11 protein-coding genes, 1 tRNA gene, 2 rRNA genes, 2 pseudogenes and 1 riboswitch (1 of these 17 only partly in view) are annotated in these 16,593 nt (G+C 61.9%); of the genes and pseudogenes, 8 read left to right on the top strand and 8 right to left on the bottom strand.

From position 1 onward, the window contains the following. Nucleotides 1-39: 39 nt before the first annotated feature. The 5 genes from hisD to C0V82_RS13680 all read left to right on the top strand — a co-directional run bounded on the left by hisD (nt 40) and on the right by C0V82_RS13680 (nt 6,570). Nucleotides 40-1,326, top strand: coding sequence for a histidinol dehydrogenase (gene hisD / locus C0V82_RS13700; RefSeq protein ID WP_102112777.1), 1,287 nt, complete (start codon nt 40-42; stop codon nt 1,324-1,326). Nucleotides 1,327-1,366: 40 nt separating this feature from the next. Beyond that, entirely contained in the window at nt 1,367-2,371 is a 1,005-nt protein-coding gene (locus C0V82_RS13695; RefSeq protein WP_158659924.1) for a LacI family DNA-binding transcriptional regulator, read from the top strand. 20 nt (nt 2,372-2,391) lie between these two features. Next, nucleotides 2,392-3,090 (top strand): alpha/beta fold hydrolase, encoded by a 699-nt coding sequence (locus C0V82_RS13690; protein ID WP_102112775.1) that lies wholly within the window; start codon nt 2,392-2,394, stop codon nt 3,088-3,090. Between the two features lie 8 nt (nt 3,091-3,098). Continuing rightward, complete coding sequence (locus C0V82_RS13685) at nt 3,099-3,869, top strand: HpcH/HpaI aldolase family protein (protein WP_102112774.1); 771 nt, start codon at nt 3,099-3,101, stop codon at nt 3,867-3,869. A 289-nt stretch (nt 3,870-4,158) separates the two neighbouring features. After that, complete coding sequence (locus C0V82_RS13680; RefSeq protein ID WP_158659923.1) at nt 4,159-6,570, top strand: TonB-dependent receptor; 2,412 nt, start codon at nt 4,159-4,161, stop codon at nt 6,568-6,570. A gap of 293 nt (nt 6,571-6,863) precedes the next feature. Here C0V82_RS13680 and C0V82_RS13675 read toward each other — a convergent pair whose 3' ends face one another. From C0V82_RS13675 to C0V82_RS13660, 4 genes are all read right to left on the bottom strand, one after another. Beyond that, entirely contained in the window at nt 6,864-7,733 is an 870-nt protein-coding gene (locus C0V82_RS13675) for a nuclear transport factor 2 family protein (protein ID WP_158659922.1), read from the bottom strand. Next, nucleotides 7,730-8,803 carry an ester cyclase gene (locus C0V82_RS13670; RefSeq protein WP_102113428.1) on the bottom strand — a complete coding sequence of 358 codons (1,074 nt, stop codon included), beginning with the start codon at nt 8,801-8,803 and terminating at the stop codon, nt 7,730-7,732. The genes C0V82_RS13675 and C0V82_RS13670 overlap by 4 nt, the downstream gene beginning before the upstream one ends. Nucleotides 8,804-8,892: 89 nt before the next feature. Then, complete coding sequence (locus C0V82_RS13665; RefSeq protein ID WP_102112771.1) at nt 8,893-9,873, bottom strand: cupin domain-containing protein; 981 nt, start codon at nt 9,871-9,873, stop codon at nt 8,893-8,895. Between the two features lie 42 nt (nt 9,874-9,915). Beyond that, nucleotides 9,916-10,923 carry an ester cyclase gene (locus C0V82_RS13660; protein WP_102112770.1) on the bottom strand — a complete coding sequence of 336 codons (1,008 nt, stop codon included), beginning with the start codon at nt 10,921-10,923 and terminating at the stop codon, nt 9,916-9,918. Nucleotides 10,924-11,146: 223 nt separating this feature from the next. On the opposite strand from C0V82_RS13660, the gene C0V82_RS13655 reads away from it, so the two are divergent. The 3 genes and pseudogenes from C0V82_RS13655 to C0V82_RS26925 all read left to right on the top strand — a co-directional run. Beyond that, a complete protein-coding gene (locus tag C0V82_RS13655; protein WP_102112769.1) occupies nt 11,147-12,376 on the top strand; it encodes an MFS transporter in 1,230 nt (409 codons plus the stop codon). A 15-nt stretch (nt 12,377-12,391) separates the two neighbouring features. After that, nucleotides 12,392-12,479: riboswitch (glycine riboswitch) on the top strand. Between the two features lie 150 nt (nt 12,480-12,629). After that, a complete protein-coding gene (locus C0V82_RS13650) occupies nt 12,630-13,868 on the top strand; it encodes a D-amino acid dehydrogenase (RefSeq protein WP_102112768.1) in 1,239 nt (412 codons plus the stop codon). After that, a pseudogene (locus C0V82_RS26925) lies at nt 13,865-14,143 on the top strand (transposase); the annotation flags it as partial. The gene C0V82_RS13650 and the pseudogene C0V82_RS26925, both read left to right, overlap by 4 nt. Before the next feature lie 96 nt (nt 14,144-14,239). On the opposite strand, the pseudogene C0V82_RS13640 reads toward C0V82_RS26925, so the two are convergent. The 4 genes and pseudogenes from C0V82_RS13640 to C0V82_RS13625 all read right to left on the bottom strand — a co-directional run. After that, nucleotides 14,240-14,428: pseudogene (locus C0V82_RS13640) on the bottom strand (integrase core domain-containing protein); the annotation flags it as partial. Nucleotides 14,429-14,624: 196 nt separating this feature from the next. Continuing rightward, nucleotides 14,625-14,701, bottom strand: a tRNA-Met gene (locus C0V82_RS13635). 102 nt (nt 14,702-14,803) lie between these two features. Continuing rightward, nucleotides 14,804-14,918 (bottom strand): 5S ribosomal RNA (gene rrf, locus C0V82_RS13630). A 92-nt stretch (nt 14,919-15,010) separates the two neighbouring features. Then, nucleotides 15,011-16,593, bottom strand: a 23S ribosomal RNA gene (locus C0V82_RS13625) (it continues 1,165 nt past the right edge of the window).

Raw genomic sequence — 16,593 nt, 5'->3', positions numbered from 1 at the left:
CTGAATTTGGTTACCCAATCATTGCCGGGAGGATGGAACATGGCGCGTTGGCTGAAGCGCGGAGCGGAGCCGGAGATGGTGGCGTCGGATGACGCCAAGGTCAGGGCCACGGTTGAGGGCATCCTGGCGGAGATCACTACGGAAGGCGATGCAGCCGTCCGTCGCTATTCCGAGAAGTTCGACAATTGGTCGCCCGAGAGCTTCCGCCTCAGCCGAGCAGAGATTGACGCCTGCTACGCCGCCCTTTCGGAACAGACCATCGCCGACATCCGCTTCGCCCAGACCCAGATCCGCAACTTCGCACAGGTGCAGCGTGATGCGCTGCGCGATGTGGAGGTTGAAACGCTGCCCGGCATTGTGCTGGGGCACAAGAACCTGCCGGTTAATTCGGTCGGTTGCTATGTTCCCGGCGGCAAGTATCCCCTGGTGGCCTCGGCGCATATGAGCGTGGTGACAGCCAAGGTCGCCGGCGTGAAGCGGGTGGTGGCGTGCGCCCCGCCCTATCAGGGCAAGCCAAACCCCGCCATTGTTGTGGCGATGGACATGGCCGGCGCTGATGAAATCTACAGCTTTGGTGGGGTCCAGGCGATTGGTGCCATGGGTATCGGCACGGCAAGCGTTGCCCCTGTCGACATGATTGTTGGTCCGGGCAATGCCTTTGTCGCAGAAGCCAAGCGGCAGCTGTTCGGCCGCATTGGCATCGACCTGCTGGCCGGCCCCACTGAAACCCTGGTGATTGCCGATGAAAGTGTGGACGGGGAACTGTGCGCCACCGACCTGCTTGGTCAGGCCGAACATGGCTATAACAGCCCGGCCGTGTTGCTGACCAATTCGGAAAAACTGGCGCATGATACGATTGCCGCCATCGAACGCCAGCTTCAGACGTTGCCCACCGCCCCCATCGCCGGAAAGGCCTGGGAAGTCTATGGTCAGGTGATCCTGGCGGCGGATGAGGCGGAGATGGTGCGCATCGCAGACGATATCGCGTCCGAGCATGTGCAGGTTATGACCCGCAATCCGGATTACTTTTTGGCCAACATGACCAACTATGGTGCCCTGTTCCTGGGGCCCCTGACCAATGTTTCCTATGGCGACAAGGTGATTGGCACCAATCACACCCTTCCCACTCGCAAGGCGGCGCGGTACACCGGTGGTCTCTGGGTAGGCAAATTCATGAAGACCTGCACCTACCAGCGCGTCCTCACGCCGGAAGCCTCGGTCCTGATCGGGGAATACTGCTCGCGTCTTTGTGCGCTTGAGGGCTTCGCCGGGCATAAGGCGCAGGCAGATATCAGGGTGGCGCGACATGGCCGGGAGGCCGCCTAAACCAAAACCCAACGCGGCGGCACCTGAGCCGCAACCGGACATGGGCAATCGGCGAGCCACATCCTATGACGTGGCACGTCTGGCCAATGTCAGCCAGAGTTCTGTCAGCCGCGCCTTCACTGCCGGTGCCAGCATCTCCGAGGATGTGCGCCAGCGGGTTATGGAGGTCGCGGCCCAGTTGGGTTACCAGCCCAACGCCATTGCGCGCAGCCTGATCACCCGGCGATCCGACCTGGTCGGTCTGATGATCGGGCAGTCGACCAACCTGAACTATCCAGAGGTGCTGTTCGAACTGTCACGGCGCATTTCGGCCGCCGGGTCCCGTGTCCTGCTCTTCGCCTTGGAAAGTGAGGCGGAGATCGGGGCCACAATGGAACAGCTTTGGCGCTATCAGGTGGACGGTGTGATCAGTGCCGCACGCCTATCACCCGAACAAGTGGAGGAATTCGCCACGCGCCGTGTGCCGCTGGTACTTTACAACCGGGTGCTGCCTGGCTGTGCCGTCACCGCCGTCAGTGTCGATCACGCCGATGGGGAGCGCCGGCTTGTGGATCGGCTGATCAAGGCCGGTCACCAAAGATTCGGTCTGATCAGCGGCCCCCCGGACAGTGCGGTCAGTGTCGAGCGTATGGAGAGCGCGCTGGCGCGCCTGCGCCATCACGGCATCGTCTCGGTGGCACAGGCCCGCGGCACCTACGCCTATGACAGCGGCCGGGATGCATTCAGCCAACTGGTCGCTGACCTTGGCAGCCCGCCCGAGGCGCTGATCTGTGCCAATGATGCCATGGCCATTGGGGCTATGGATGCGGCCCGTTATCATCACAAGCTTTCGGTGCCGGCGGATGTCTCCATCGTCGGCTTCGACGGTGCCGGCGCATCCCGCTGGCTTTCCCATGAGTTGACCACCATCCGCCAGCCGGTGCGACGGATGGCGGAGGCGGCGGTACAGATGCTGATGGAACGCATCGAAACGCCAGAGATGGAACCGGAAACCCGCCTTTATGCCGGTGAACTGATCCAGGGACGGTCGGCCCGGCTGGGGTAACACTGCCAGTGGACCGCCTCATGACGACGACGCTTTTGTTACTGCCCGGACTGCTTTGCGATAGATGGCTTTGGTCTGGGCTGCGACCCGCCCTTGGCGAACGTTCCTGCATGCCGCTGGACGCGTTGACCCAGGACGACACCATCGACGCCATGGTTGAAACTGTTCTGGCCCAGGCACCACCACGCTTTGCCCTTGCCGGTTACTCCATGGGCGGCATTGTCGCGCTGCATCTTGCGGCGCGGGCACCTGAGCGGCTTTCGCACCTGGTCATCTTGAACAGCACGGCGCGACCCGACCCGCCCGAACGCCGCATCATCCGTGACGAACAGATGGCCCGTGCACAGGCTGGCGGTCTGGAAGCGGTGGTTGAGACGGAGTTTATGCCCCTCTATTTCGCCCCAGGCCCCACGCGACCGACCACGTTGGAAGGCCTGGTGCGCGCCATGGCCCGTCATCTCGGGCCGGCGATATTCTGTCGGCAAATGCGGGCCCTGCGCGACCGGAGCGATGCCCGTCCGCTGTTGCCCGGCATAACCTGCCCCACCTTGGTTCTGGGAGCAGCGCATGACGCGCTGTGTTCTGTCGACCGACACAGGGAGATGGCGGACAGCCTGCCCAACGCCCGGCTGCACATCCTGGAAGAGGCGGGCCATATGGCGCCGCTCGAGGCACCAACGGCCATGGCTGCCCAGATATCGGAATTTCTTGACGCCTGAAAGGTCGGATGATGATGGACGCCTTCTCGCTTCGCCTCCACCGCCGCGACTTGCTGACCGGCTGTTTTTGCAAGATCCCGTCGATGCAGAACATTGAGGTGCTGGCCAGATCCCGGCTGGATTGCCTGGTGTTGGATGCCGAACATGGGCCATTTGATCGCAACAGCCTGGATCAGGCCCTGATGATCACCCGTGCCATGGGCAAACCGGCCATCGTGCGGCCGCAGACCGCAGCGCCCGAACATATCCTGGCCGCATTGGACAGTGGGGCCGATGCCCTGCTGCTGCCCCATATCCGCACCGCCGACGAGGCGGCCGAGGCGGCGCGCAAGGCCCGGTTCGGGCCCGGCGGTCGGGGATTTGCGGGACACACCCGTTCCGCCGACCTGGGCAGGCGGACCATGGCACAGCATCTGGACCTGTCGGCGCAGCAGGTCTGTGTGATCGCCCAGATCGAGGATGCGGAGGCACTGGCGCACCTGGACTCGATCGCCTCCGTCGCGGGCATCGACGCCCTTTTCATCGGGCGCATCGACCTGACCATATCGCTTGGCCTGCGCGACGCCAAGGCGCCGGCGGTTCTGGATGCCTGCGAACGGATCATTGCCGCCGCTGTGAAGGCAGGAAAGCCCGTCGGCCTGTTCACCCCGGACCTGGCGGAACTGCCGCGCTGGCGTGACCAGGGCGCGAGCTTGTTCCTCCTGGGTTCTGACCAGGGTTTCCTGCAACAGGGTGCCGATCAGCTCCTTCGGGATGTCTCAGCGAAGTTGACCGCGTAGCACGTGATTAACGCATTCGAATTCAATCGTTTTCCATAGGCGGTCTGGGCCATTTGATCCCGATTTTACTGTAAAGCCATGGGAATCAGCGCATCTGGCGTCCGGCATCTTGGATTTTTCAGGCAAGGATCGAATTCCGTATTGCATTCGCAGTCATTCAAATGGATACTCCGAATGCGACATGATTGCCGTCCGTAACAATGCCGACGGCACAAGAATCTGGACGCGGCAAAGACCGCCAAAGTGGCCTGCCTCCATGGAACACAACAGGGAAATCGGGAGCATCAAGATGAACAGCAGCCATTGGACTGTTGGCGTAAAGTACGGGGTCGCGACCGTTGCATTGCTGACGGCGGCCCCTGCGATGCCAGCATGGGCGCAGAATGACGCGCTGGCCCTGGAGGAGATCGTGGTTACGGCCCAGCGCCGTGGGGAAAACCTGCAGGCTGTACCGCTTTCCGTAACCGCCGTCACATCGGACGGGCTGGAACGACGTGGTATCACTGATATCACGAAGCTGGAGGCGGTGACGCCCGGCTTCACTTTTGGCCGTTCCGGCTCCGATGCCCGCCCGGCGATGCGCGGCGTGCGTACGGAAAATGTCGGCGTCAATGGCGACACCACCATCGGCTATTTCATCGACGGCATCTACCAGTCCCGCGCGTCCCAGGCGATGAGCAGCTTCGTCGACCTGGAGCGGGTGGAGGTTCAGCGCGGCCCCCAGGGCACGCTGTATGGCCGCAACACGTTCGGCGGCAATATCTCCATCATCACGGCGTCTCCGGTGCTGGACGCCACGCTGTTCGGCGGCTCCCTGACCCTGGCCGAATATGGCAAGGTCCGCGCCGAGGGCTATGCCAACGCCCCGATTGGCGACAAGGCCGCGTTGCGTATTGCCGCAACCCGCGACAAGAGCAACGGTTATGTCCGCAACGACAATAACAAGAAGGCTGACCTGTTCGACGACGATCTGTCTTATGTGCGCGCCGCCCTGGCGCTGGAGCCGACAGAGGCGTTGAAGATCACCTTGCGTGGCGACTATGCCGATGAGGGCGGGAACGGCGGTTCGGCCTTCGGGTACAAACTGTTGGGCAGCTACTACGACCCTGCCACCTGCCAGCGCGTCTTCAATGCCACAGCACTGGTGCTGAACACCCGGCCGGGCAATCTGGACGGTGTGGATGATTGCCCCGGCGTGGCCGGTGTGCAGGACCTTGGCATCCCCATTCACAAGGCTGATGACCCGTTCCGGATCGACCAGAACTACCGTACCTTCCGCAAGTCGGAGAAGAAGGGCTTCAGCGGCGACATCGTCTATGATCTGGGTCCCGTCTCGCTGCGGTCCATCACCGGCTATTCAGACTTCAACCTGGAGCGGACGAGCGACAGCGACTTCAGTGCCAGCACCATCGGCCTGGACTACCAAAGCACCGAGGCGGAAACCTTCAGCCAGGAGCTGCAGGTCCTTTCCGATTACAGCGGCCCCCTGCGCTACGTGGCGGGTGTCTATTACTTCAAGGACGAGCTGCGCGGCCTGTTCGTGAACCAGCAGCTGCCGCGCATCGTCAATGGCGTGGCCACGGGCGTTACCGGTGCCGGCTTCTATGATGATCAGTATAGCGAGACGGAAAGCTATGCCGTCTATGCCCAGGGCACCTACGCGGTGACCGATGAACTCTCGTTCACGGCCGGCGCTCGCTATACCGAAGACCACAAGAGCTTCAAATTCCTACGCCCCGCCCTGCAGAACAGCTCCATAGCCATCGGCGTCACCCCGCCGAATATCGGCACAACCAACCAGCCTGACGTGACGTTCGACAAGGTCACCTGGCGTTTGGCCGCCGACTATCAAGTGGCAGAAGACAGCCTGCTTTACGCTTCGGTTTCCACTGGCTTCCGCTCCGGCGGTTACAACACCCGCACCGAAGCGGCCGTGTTCAGCTTTGATCCCGAAACCGTTACGGCGTTTGAGGTGGGGTCCAAGAACCGCTTCCTGGACAACCGCCTTCAACTGAACATCGCCGCCTTCTTCAATGACTATAAGAAGTTGCAGGAACAGCGTCAGGTGCCGGTGGGCAATACTACCGCATCCATCATCTTCAACTCGGCTGAGGCGGAAAGCTATGGCGTTGAGGTGGAGGCCGAATGGCTGGTCACTGACGCTTTCAGCCTGGGTGGCTCGCTGTCGCTGCTGAGTGCGGAATATACCTCGTTTATGGACGCCCCCCTGCCCGGCGGCTTTGCCAACCCGGTCGGTGCTGGTGGCGTGATCAACAATGCGCTCGTCCCTGTCGGGTACACCTGCCGTATCGTTCCAGGTTCGCCGAACAACGCCTATGGCTGTGACCTGTCGGGTAAAAAGATCCCCTACAGCCCCTCCTGGTCAGGGTCCGTCTTCACGTCCTACCGTATCGATCTGGATGGGGCCGGCTCCCTGACGCCGCTGGCCGTACTCAGCTTCTCCGATGATTTCTATGGCCAGCCGTTCAATTCCAAGCTGGAGCGTACCAACAGTTACGCCAAGCTTGACCTGTCGGCGGCCTGGGAGAACGCGGATGGCAATGTGACAGTGCGGGCCTATGTCGACAATGTCACCGACAAGAAGGTCAAGAACCGCACTGTCTGGGGCGGCGGCGGTGCCTTGCAGGCAAGTTATGCCCCACCGCAGACCTTCGGCCTGAAGATTACCTATCGTGAGTGACCGGGTTGGGTGGCGGCCGGCTCTTCTGCCGCCACCCCCTTTCTTGTAATGCGTTTCCCTCCCTCAACTGAAACGGCGCCACCCCCACCCCAGGGGTTGGCGCCGCCTTTTTTCGGGCTTAAAGGGTGCCTTGGCAGAGGCCTGACAGGGTGTGATCGCTTCAAATGGAACCGTTCAAAGCGTGGGTCATACGGAAAACGATGGATGGGGTGCATCTAGCAGGGTGCGGAAAAAGCCATTTCGCTGCTGTGGCAGTCGCTGCCGGAACTGTTTCCAGCCAACCGAAAACAGCTCTAGCGGGCCAGGAGCGACACCTCATCCAACAGCAACCGCTCCGCCATGATCCGCCCGCCCTCCAGCTGCCACATGGACAGGACCGGGATATTGCGCACCGGGCCATTGGGGCCGGTGGCGGACAGGCGCCACAACAAGGCCGCCCTGTCACCCTCAAGCATGAACCGCTCCGGCCAGAGCCGAAGATCGGGCAACGCCAGCAGCAGAGCCAGCCAGTGACGGGCAATTGCATCTGCCCCGGCTACGGATCGCCCCGCCGTGAGGGTCAGGGTGGCAGGGGCGGCATAGAGCCCCTCCACCTGGTCAGGCCGCTTCTGAACCAGCACAGACAGCCAGGCAGCCAGCCAGCCAGGTGCGCCGGGCAACAATGCGGCCCCCGCAATCGGCCGCTGATCCATGGCGGGGTCCAGTCCAAGAGGGGTGATTTCCGCCAACCGCAAGGCGTCTGCAACATGCTGTGGATCGGCACCTGCGGCGCGGGTCAGGGCCAAGGTGTCGTCAAACCAATAAAGGTCACCCACCCGGCCGCCGATCAGGCGCGCGGCACCGCCGCCCAAGGCATGGACCGCCCGTCCACTGGCTGGCCCGAAGGCCGCACTGCTGCCAGCATGGCTGCCACTAACCAGGGCCGACCAGGCAACATGACCGTCGGCACCGCTGACCAGCCAGACGTCTCTGAAATCCACGGGTGACAGCAGGTGCGCACCGGCCAGCGCACAGGTGACCAGGGCGTCACGGCCATAATCGCGCGCAAAAGGTGTTTCCAGCGTCACCGTATGCAGGGCATGGTCGATCCAAAGACCACAGGCGGCCCGTTGCCGGGCCGCCTGTTCAACGGTGAAAAGCTGGGCTGCGGTGCCAAGGCTCATGCCGCCGGTCCCCCGAAAATCTGCCGCCAGATGGCCACTTCGTCGAAGATGGTCCATTCATTTTCGATCCGTCCGCCACGCAGAGTCCAGTGGGTGACACCCAGGATCAGCAATCGCCTTCCCGTGGCAGGACCATAAAGGCCACCGCCGCGATGGGTGCCCGCCAACTGCCAGCGAATGGCAATGTCAACGCCATCGCCGCTGGGATGTGGCACGGCCGCGACATGGTCCACCGACAGACGGGCATCGGGAAGTGCTGCCAGCACAGCGATGACCCAGCCGATGATCTCCCCATGGCCGAACAGGCGGCGGCCATTGGGGGCCTCCATCCGCGCATTCCCAGCATAATGACGCCGTACCTCGCCGAACATGCGGGCGTTCCAGACCTCCTGGAACAGGGCAAGGGCGAAGGCCTCTGGCTCCGCCATCGGGTCGGCGGGGAATTCCCCGCGCGCGGGTGCCAACTGCCCGAGAACGCGGTCAATCTCGCCCAGGCGCCATTGTTCATGGGAGGGTGCCGGTGCTGCTTCGGCTTGGCGACGGGCAACCTCGGCCGGGTCAAGACCAAGCTGACGAACCAGCCAGCTATTGTCCCGCACCAGCCATTCCTCATAGATCCGGTTCTCGCGCACCGCACAGTCAGCGATGGTGGTGACGCGCACCCGCTTGCCAGTGGCGGGGCCGAATTCGCTGGCCCCCTGGTTGGTCATCAGGCTCGTGATGCGATGGGAGCTGTAAAAGCCTTGCGCCGCATCACCCGACCAGATGACATGATCGCCATAAAGGCTGCGGTCGGGGAAGGCAGCAATGGTCCGGATGGTGTTCTGCACCACCTCCTCCGCCCCAAAGGTCTGTCCGCCCAAGGTGTGGACAAGACAATTATGGGTATAGTGGGAGTAGATCAGGCCGACCTGTTTTTCCTCCCAGATGCGGTGCGTGCATTTGATGATGTAGTCAACAAAGTCCGCGTAATCTTCATGAAATCCGGGCAGGTCCTGTACGCGCGGGCGGGGGGCCAGAAGCTCTGCGATATCCCGGCCGGGAACGTAGGTTACAGTATCATGTGCCATGATGGCCTTCACCTTGGCGTCTGAGGGAGGAAATCCCGGCCTTGAAGGTGCCGACAGGCACCGCCGGGTTCAAGCCTTGGCGTAGCGGCTCAGACCGGGGTCGCCCAGGGCAGTGCATCGCCGCCTCGAACCGCCAGTAGCGTAGCCCCTGCACCATCGGTGGAGGATAGGCGCCGCATCAGGGTCCGCGGCACGCTCATCGTGTCACCGGGGGCTAGGTCCAGCTTGCCATCATCCCATTCCAGCTGTGCCGTCCCGGCCAGCACGAACAGCACCTCCGGCTGATCATGCGCATGCCAGGCACCCGCAGCGCCGGCCGACAGATCCACCCTGGACACAGTAAAGCCATGCGGCCAGTCAAGAACACCGCCACGGCCGATTACCAGCGCCTCTGGCAGACCGTTCTGCGTTTCTGTTGCGGCCGTTTCCCCGGCCCGCACGACACAACCAGCCAGGGCCGCTGCATTGATCCGATCAAATCGCTCGAGTTCGGCCGGCTCCAGCGGGCGCACCGCCACCTGACCGGGCGGCACCTGGCGACCGGCGGCAGTATCGATCAGCGCGCCATTTTCCAGCAGAACCAGACCGGTGGAGGCGGCGCGGCGCAACACGTCGGGTGCCCAGGTGACGCGGCCCGGATCATCCCCGCCCAGCACGGCGAACAGGAAGCCGCTGTCGCTGCCCACATTCTCAAATCCCCGAAAACAGTTGGTTGGGATGGAGATGATGTCGCCGGGGTGCAAGTTGATTTCGCTGTCGGCCTTGTCCACCCCCATGGTGAATTTCCAGTCGCCAGACAGAACGGCAAAGACCTCCGCCGTTTCGTGGCTATGCTGGGAATTCACACAATGCGGTGGCTGGCGCGCGCCGCCGATATTGAACCCGTGCGGTTCGCTGATATGCACATGTTGATCAGGATTTTCGGCCACGCCGGGGCCGATGATGGTGAAATTCTCCTTCCGATCCGACCCCGGTGTACGGGTGTCGATGAAGGCGGTGGTGCATGGGATCAGGTCGGCGTAACGAACACGCCGGGCCGCCATAGCGGCAGTGTCGATGCGGATGGTCATGGCCCAGTGCCCTATCTTGACATGAAGAAACGGACGGCCGCGTCAGCGAGCCGGCGGCAAACGTTCCAGAAGATCAACACCCATCTGCAGCAGCAGATCGATGATATCGATAAACACCCAGTTTTCGGTCAGCAGCCCGTCCTTACGCAGCCAGAAATCCATGACGCGCATGCCGATGCGCCGGCCCGAGGGCGGACAGCCCAGCCAGCCGCCGCCCAGATGCGTGGCCCGCACCGAGGGCCAACCGGTGGAAGCCACAAAAAGCCCCTCCCCGATACGGCATTTGTGATCACCGCCCACACGGTCGGGAAATGCGGTCAGGAACGGGCGTTGGTGATGGTCCTGAAAGCCCTTCAGGCCGCGAGCCGTACCGATACCGGCGGGGCCGTACCACAGCATGCGCGGATGCCAGAAGCGCTCCATCCCCATGCTTTCCAGGGTCTTTCCGTCATATTGCATCAGACCGGCGATCATCGCCTCTACCAGCGCCAGCGACCGCTGACTTTCGGCAGGATCGGCATCACCCCGCAGCAGACCCGCATGGGTGGCGGGGCCGGGGACGGTAATTTCAGCGCCACGTGACGGCGGCAGTGGCCAGCACCCGGCCTGCGCCATCAGGCCCAGGTAGTCATGGATGACATAGGCTTCCACGATGCGCCCATCTTGGACGCGATAGAATTCGCCATACCGCAAGGTAGCAACACCGCCCGTGGGCGGAATGCCGTGCAGGGGTGCCGCAAACGTGCCGATATAATGGCCTGTCGTTGCAACCCAATCCCCTCCCTTGAACTGCCCCGCCAACACAATGTCATCGCGCCGGCCCAGATCGGGGAAGGCCCGGATCATCGGGACCCAGGCGTTGGCCAGGAAGGCGGCAAGGCCCGACAGGCTGTTGACCGGGTGCGGACCGTTCCAATTCACGGTGTCGGCCATGGTTGCCCGCCAAAAGGCGGTTCCGGCATCCACACCGCCCAATTCCAGGACATCAGCCAGGGAAAGCATGGCCGCACGACCAGGCGACCCATCCGGCCGCCCAACGGATTCCTGCATCACTTACCCTCCCCTGCGGAATGGTTTGTCCTTCGCAACGAGACCTAATCTGCCAAGGGCTGCATTCGAATGCAAGACTGATAATGCCACCGTATCGTAGTCTTCATCGTGGTATGCTCCAGCCTCCGTGCCCGAGGGTTCACGATGCACACTATTCTGTTTGCATTCGGATGCAATCCATGTTTCGATCCTCTCAGACAGCCCAGCCGGAGCCGCGAGACCAATGACCCGTGCCGAGGATTTGACGAAGGGTCGCCGCATCGGCGCGCTTGTCTTTCTGTTGACAGCGTATTTCTTTTATTCCTGGTCCTGGAACACGGTCGACATCCTGCGACCCTATATCCAGCAATCACTGTCGCTCACCCTGCCGCAGACGGGCTCGCTATACACATGGCAATCACTGGGCGGTCTGGCGGGAGCCGTGATCATGGGGCAAGTAGCCGACCGGATTGGGCGGCGCAACGCCCTGGTGCTGGTCATGCTGGGTTTCGGTGGGTCGTTATTGGCGGGCCTGATTGTCAGCAATTTCGCACAGTTGATGGTGCAACGTCTGACCTTGGGCTTTTTCATGGGAGCGATGTACCCGATCGCGGTCGGGCTTTATTCCGGGTTGTTCGCACCGCTCGTACGCGGGCGGATTGCTGGTATCGTAATGTGCATCTATTACTTGGCCGTCTCCGCCCTTGGCTTCGTGTCAGCAGCCGTGTTCAAGGCGGGGCTGTCCTGGACCCTGCTGTTGTGGGCCGGGGCCGTGCCGGTGTTGTTGGCCTTTTTCACCTTTGCCGCCATGCCGGATGACCGCCGTGTTCTGGCCTGGGGTGCAGATGAGACCGCGCCGCCCGTGGCCAAGGCCGCCCTGCCCGTCACAGAACTGTTCCGTCCTGGTGTGCGACGGCAGACGCTGTTGCTGGCCCTGATGGCGGGGCTGAATTTCTTCGGCTATCAGGCCTTCACCGGTTGGGCCACCACCTATTTGCGTGACAGCCGACAATTGTCGGAAGCGCTGATCGGCGACATCGTCGGCTGGCAGTTTGTTGGTGCCGCCGTGGGCGGCTTCCTGTGGGGTTGGGTCGGTGACCGGTTCGGGCGCCGGGCGGCGGCAGTGGGTTTCCTCATCGGGGCCGCCCTGATCCCCCTTTACCTGTTCGTCCCGCTGGCCCCCTTTGCTTTCCTGCTGGTTGGCCTGTTGTACGGTATGGCCATTGCGGCGTCCGTCGTCTGGGGGCCATGGCTGGCAGAGTTGTACCCGCCGCATCTGCGCTCGACCGCGGCTTCCATCTTCCATTGGGGACGCATCGTGTCGATGGCGGCACCGCTGTTTACGGCATGGTTGGTGCCCTTCATCGGGCTGCCGCTGGTCATGTCACTGGCCAGTGTCGCCTTCATCGGGGCCGCCATCATCTGGCTGTCGCTGCGTGAGACTGCGGCAGGCCGATCCCGAGGGACTGCATAAGCCTCTCTATTAATCCTGGCCCATGCGGGAGAGCGCGGCCCTGGCCGCCGCCGAAGGAGCAACCGCCCCGGAATCTCTCAGGCACCCGGACCGCATGCGGCTGATAGCATCCGGAGAGTGGAACTGGGCCCTGCGGGCACCAGATCCCGCCGTAGGAGAAAGCCCTCCGCACCTGCGCTGCGGGCGGTGAAGCTCTCAGGCATCCATACGGATGGGGCATGGACCGCCACCCGACGGGTGGGAAAGGAGAGACATGACCCGTATCGCCGTCATTGGCGCCGGCATTACCGGCGTCACCACCGCCTACAAGCTGCAGGACAGCGGGGCGGATATCACCCTATATGACCGTCACCCCTATCCTGCCATGGAAACCAGCTACGCCAATGGTGGCCAATTATCGGCTTCCAATGCCGAGGTCTGGACCCATTGGGGGCAAGTGCTGAAGGGGTTGAAATGGATGCTGCGGGCTGATGCGCCGCTGTTGTTCAACCCAAAGCCCAGCCTGCACAAATACGGGTGGGTGGCACAGTTTCTGGCTGCGATCCCCCGCTATCAGCAGAATACCGTTGCCACGGTTCGGATGGCGATCGCTGCGCGCCAGCATCTGCTGGAAATGGCAGACGAGGAAGGGATCGACTTCGACCTGGAGCGACGCGGCATCCTGCATGTCTATCGCGACCCGGCGGGTCTTCACCACGCGACTGCGGTGAACAACATCCTGCGCTCCGGCGGCCTTGATCGCCAGCCCGTCAGCCCACTGGAGATCATAGCTATTGAACCCAGCCTGCAGGGCCGGTTCGAGGGTGGCTTCTATACCCCGTCCGATTTTACGGGCGATGTTCATAAATATACAAACGGTCTGGCCAGTGCCGTCGCACGCCGGGGAGGACAGTTGCGGATGAACACTACCGTCACCGACATCCGCGTCCGGCAGGGCCGGGTCGAAGTCGCCAGTCGCGACGATCATCAGGAAAGCCAGGACCCGTTCGATGCTGTCGTCATCTGCGCCGGGGTCGGATCGCGGTCCCTTGCCAACTGGCTAGGTGACGACGTGAATGTGTATCCGGTCAAGGGATACTCCATCACCGTAAACCTGAATGATGAGGAAAGCCGGAAGGCGGCACCGCGAGTGAGCCTGCTGGACGATGGCGCAAAAATCGTTACCAGCCGCCTGGGCGATGGCCGGTTCAGGATCGCCGGCACGGCAGAGTTCAATGGCGAGAACCGTGACATCCGCGCCGATCGCATTGCACCCCTCCTCGGTTGGTGCCGGGCCCTGTTTCCCCGCGTCTCCACCCGCGATTTCATACCCTGGGCCGGCCTGCGCCCCATGATGCCTGACATGATGCCGCGCGTCGGAAGCGGGCGGCTGCCAGGCGTCTACTACAATACCGGCCATGGTCATCTGGGGTGGACGCTCGCCGCCCTGACGGCCACATTGACGGCCAGCATGGTGGCCAGCGCACATGGCACCAAGCCAAGAGCCCTCTGAGCGCTCGCGTGACCCGCGACGGACCGGTTCGGCTGGTGCTGGAGCACGAGACGGATTACCCGTCGCGATGGTCGGCGGTGTCGTCTGTTGCATCCAAGATCGGGGGTTCGGCGCAGACGCTGAATGAGTGGGTCAAGAAAGCCAAGGTGAAAAGCGGCAGCCGTGCCGGTATTCCGCTGGATGTGCAGGAGAAGTTGAAGGCGCAGGAACGGGAGATCCGGGAACTGCGGAGATCCCGCGCGATGTGCAAGGGGTCGAGCGGATCTTGCCGAGGTCTGGCAGCATGAACTGAACTGTGAGGTGTGAGGTGGTCCCCAACATCTGGACAGGTTTGAACCGCTGTTAAGCTCGGTATCCGCTTTCCTGGTTGATTATGCTGCCACAGCCAGGGTGGACGGGGCGAGCCCCGTCCGCCCTGGGCGGCGGAAGTAGACCTCATCGGGGGTTTGGTAGGCCAGTCCCTGATGTGGTCGTTGGCTGTTATAGGCCGCCAGCCAGGCACCGATACCGGCCCGAGCGGCTGACCCGGTGTCATAGGCCCGCAGATAGACGTCTGAACCGCGCCAAGTTTGCCGGAGGCTTCAACTGGTGACCACAGCGTCCCTGTATGTTGGATGCGGGTGTAGGCACACCCGATTTGAACCTGCGTAGCTAACATATTGATTTTGATAGATACGGGGCCATATCGAAGAACCGGACCCAAAAGCAAAAACCCCATAACCTGTTGAGGTTACGGGGTTTTTTTCTGTCTCAGGTTGGATGCGGGGGCAGGATTTGAACCTGCGGCCTTCAGGTTATGAGCCTGACGAGCTACCGGGCTGCTCCACCCCGCGTCAATCCGGGAGCGTATTTGCGCCCGGTAAAGCGGCAACGCCGCCCTTGTGGGCGGCGTTAGTGTCTTGGTTATCGTGAGGTGTTTTTCCTGTTACGAGCAGACCTGGCGGCGACCTACTCTCCCGTGTCTTGAGACAAAGTACCATTGGCGCAGAGGGGTTTCACGGCCGAGTTCGGGATGGGATCGGGTGGGGGGCCCTCGCTATGACCACCAGGTCGGCGCGTAACAGGGATGGTTTTGTGAGTGTGTTGGGTGCTGTTTGGTATGTTGTGTTGATTGTGTGGGTTTGCCGCTGCGCGGGAGCGGATGGATCAAGCCGGACGAGCGATTAGTAAGGCTAAGCTTCACGCATTGCTGCGCTTCCACACGCCTCCTATCAACGTGGTGGTCTACCACGGCTCTTCAGGGAATGCTTGTTTAGAGGGGGGTTTCCCGCTTAGATGCTTTCAGCGGTTATCCCTTCCATACATAGCTACCCGGCTGTGCCACTGGCGTGACAACCGGTGCACCAGAGGTATGTTCATCCCGGTCCTCTCGTACTAGGGACAAATCCTCGCAACATTCCAACACCCACGGCAGATAGGGACCGAACTGTCTCACGACGTTCTGAACCCAGCTCACGTACCACTTTAATCGGCGAACAGCCGAACCCTTGGGACCTGCTCCAGCCCCAGGATGTGATGAGCCGACATCGAGGTGCCAAACCTCCCCGTCGATATGGACTCTTGGGGGAGATCAGCCTGTTATCCCTAGAGTACCTTTTATCCGTTGAGCGATGGCCCTTCCACGCGGGACCACCGGATCACTATGGCCGACTTTCGTCTCTGCTCGACTTGTCAGTCTCGCAGTCAGGCTGGCTTATGCCATTGCACTCGCCGGGCGATTTCCGACCGCCCTGAGCCAACCTTCGCGCGCCTCCGTTACCATTTGGGAGGCGACCGCCCCAGTCAAACTGCCCACCATGCAGGGTCCCGGCCCCCGGTTCAGGGGGCTCGGTTAGACGTCAAGAATTGCAAGGGTGGTATTTCAAGGACGGCTCCACACGAGCTGGCGCCCATGCTTCAAAGCCTCCCACCTATCCTACACATGCCATTCCTAACGCCACTGCAAAGTTGCAGTAAAGGTTCATAGGGTCTTTCCGTCTGACCGCGGGAACCCCGCATCTTCACGGGGAATTCAATTTCGCTGAGTCGGTGTTGGAGACAGTGGGGAAGTCGTTACGCCATTCGTGCAGGTCGGAACTTACCCGACAAGGAATTTCGCTACCTTAGGACCGTTATAGTTACGGCCGCCGTTTACCGGGGCTTCAATTCAGTGCTTGCACACCTCCTTTTAACCTTCCGGCACCGGGCAGGCGTCAGACCCTATACGTCGCCTTGTGTGGCTTCGCAGAGCCCTGTGTTTTTGGTAAACAGTCGCTACCCCCTGGTTTGTGTCCCCCGCCCCTGGTTGCCCAGAAACGGGGCTCGCTTATCCCGAAGTTACGCGAGTAATTTGCCGAGTTCCTTCAACACCGTTCTCTCAAGCGCCTTGGTATACTCTACCTGTCCACCTGTGTCGGTTTCGGGTACGGTCTAACGCGGGGGCTATTTCCTGGAACCTGTCCGCAGCGCACCCAATCCGATAAGGGCACACTGGTTTTCAGATCCGTCACTCACCCGCTGGCCCACGAATATTAACGTGGTTCCCATCGACTACGCCTTTCGGCCTCGCCTTAGGGGCCGGCTCACCCTGCGTGGATTAACCTTGCGCAGGAACCCTTGGACTTTCGGCGAGAGTGTTTCTCACACTCTTTGTCGCTACTCATGTCAGCATTCGCACTTCCGATACCTCCAGCATGCCTCGCGACACACCTTCGACGGCCTACGGAACGCTCCGCTACCGCTCAAT

This window comes from Niveispirillum cyanobacteriorum, assembly GCF_002868735.1.
GTDB lineage: Bacteria > Pseudomonadota > Alphaproteobacteria > Azospirillales > Azospirillaceae > Niveispirillum > Niveispirillum cyanobacteriorum.
The sequence above is the reverse complement of the archived record's forward strand: the minus strand, read 5'-3'. Positions and strand labels throughout refer to the sequence as shown.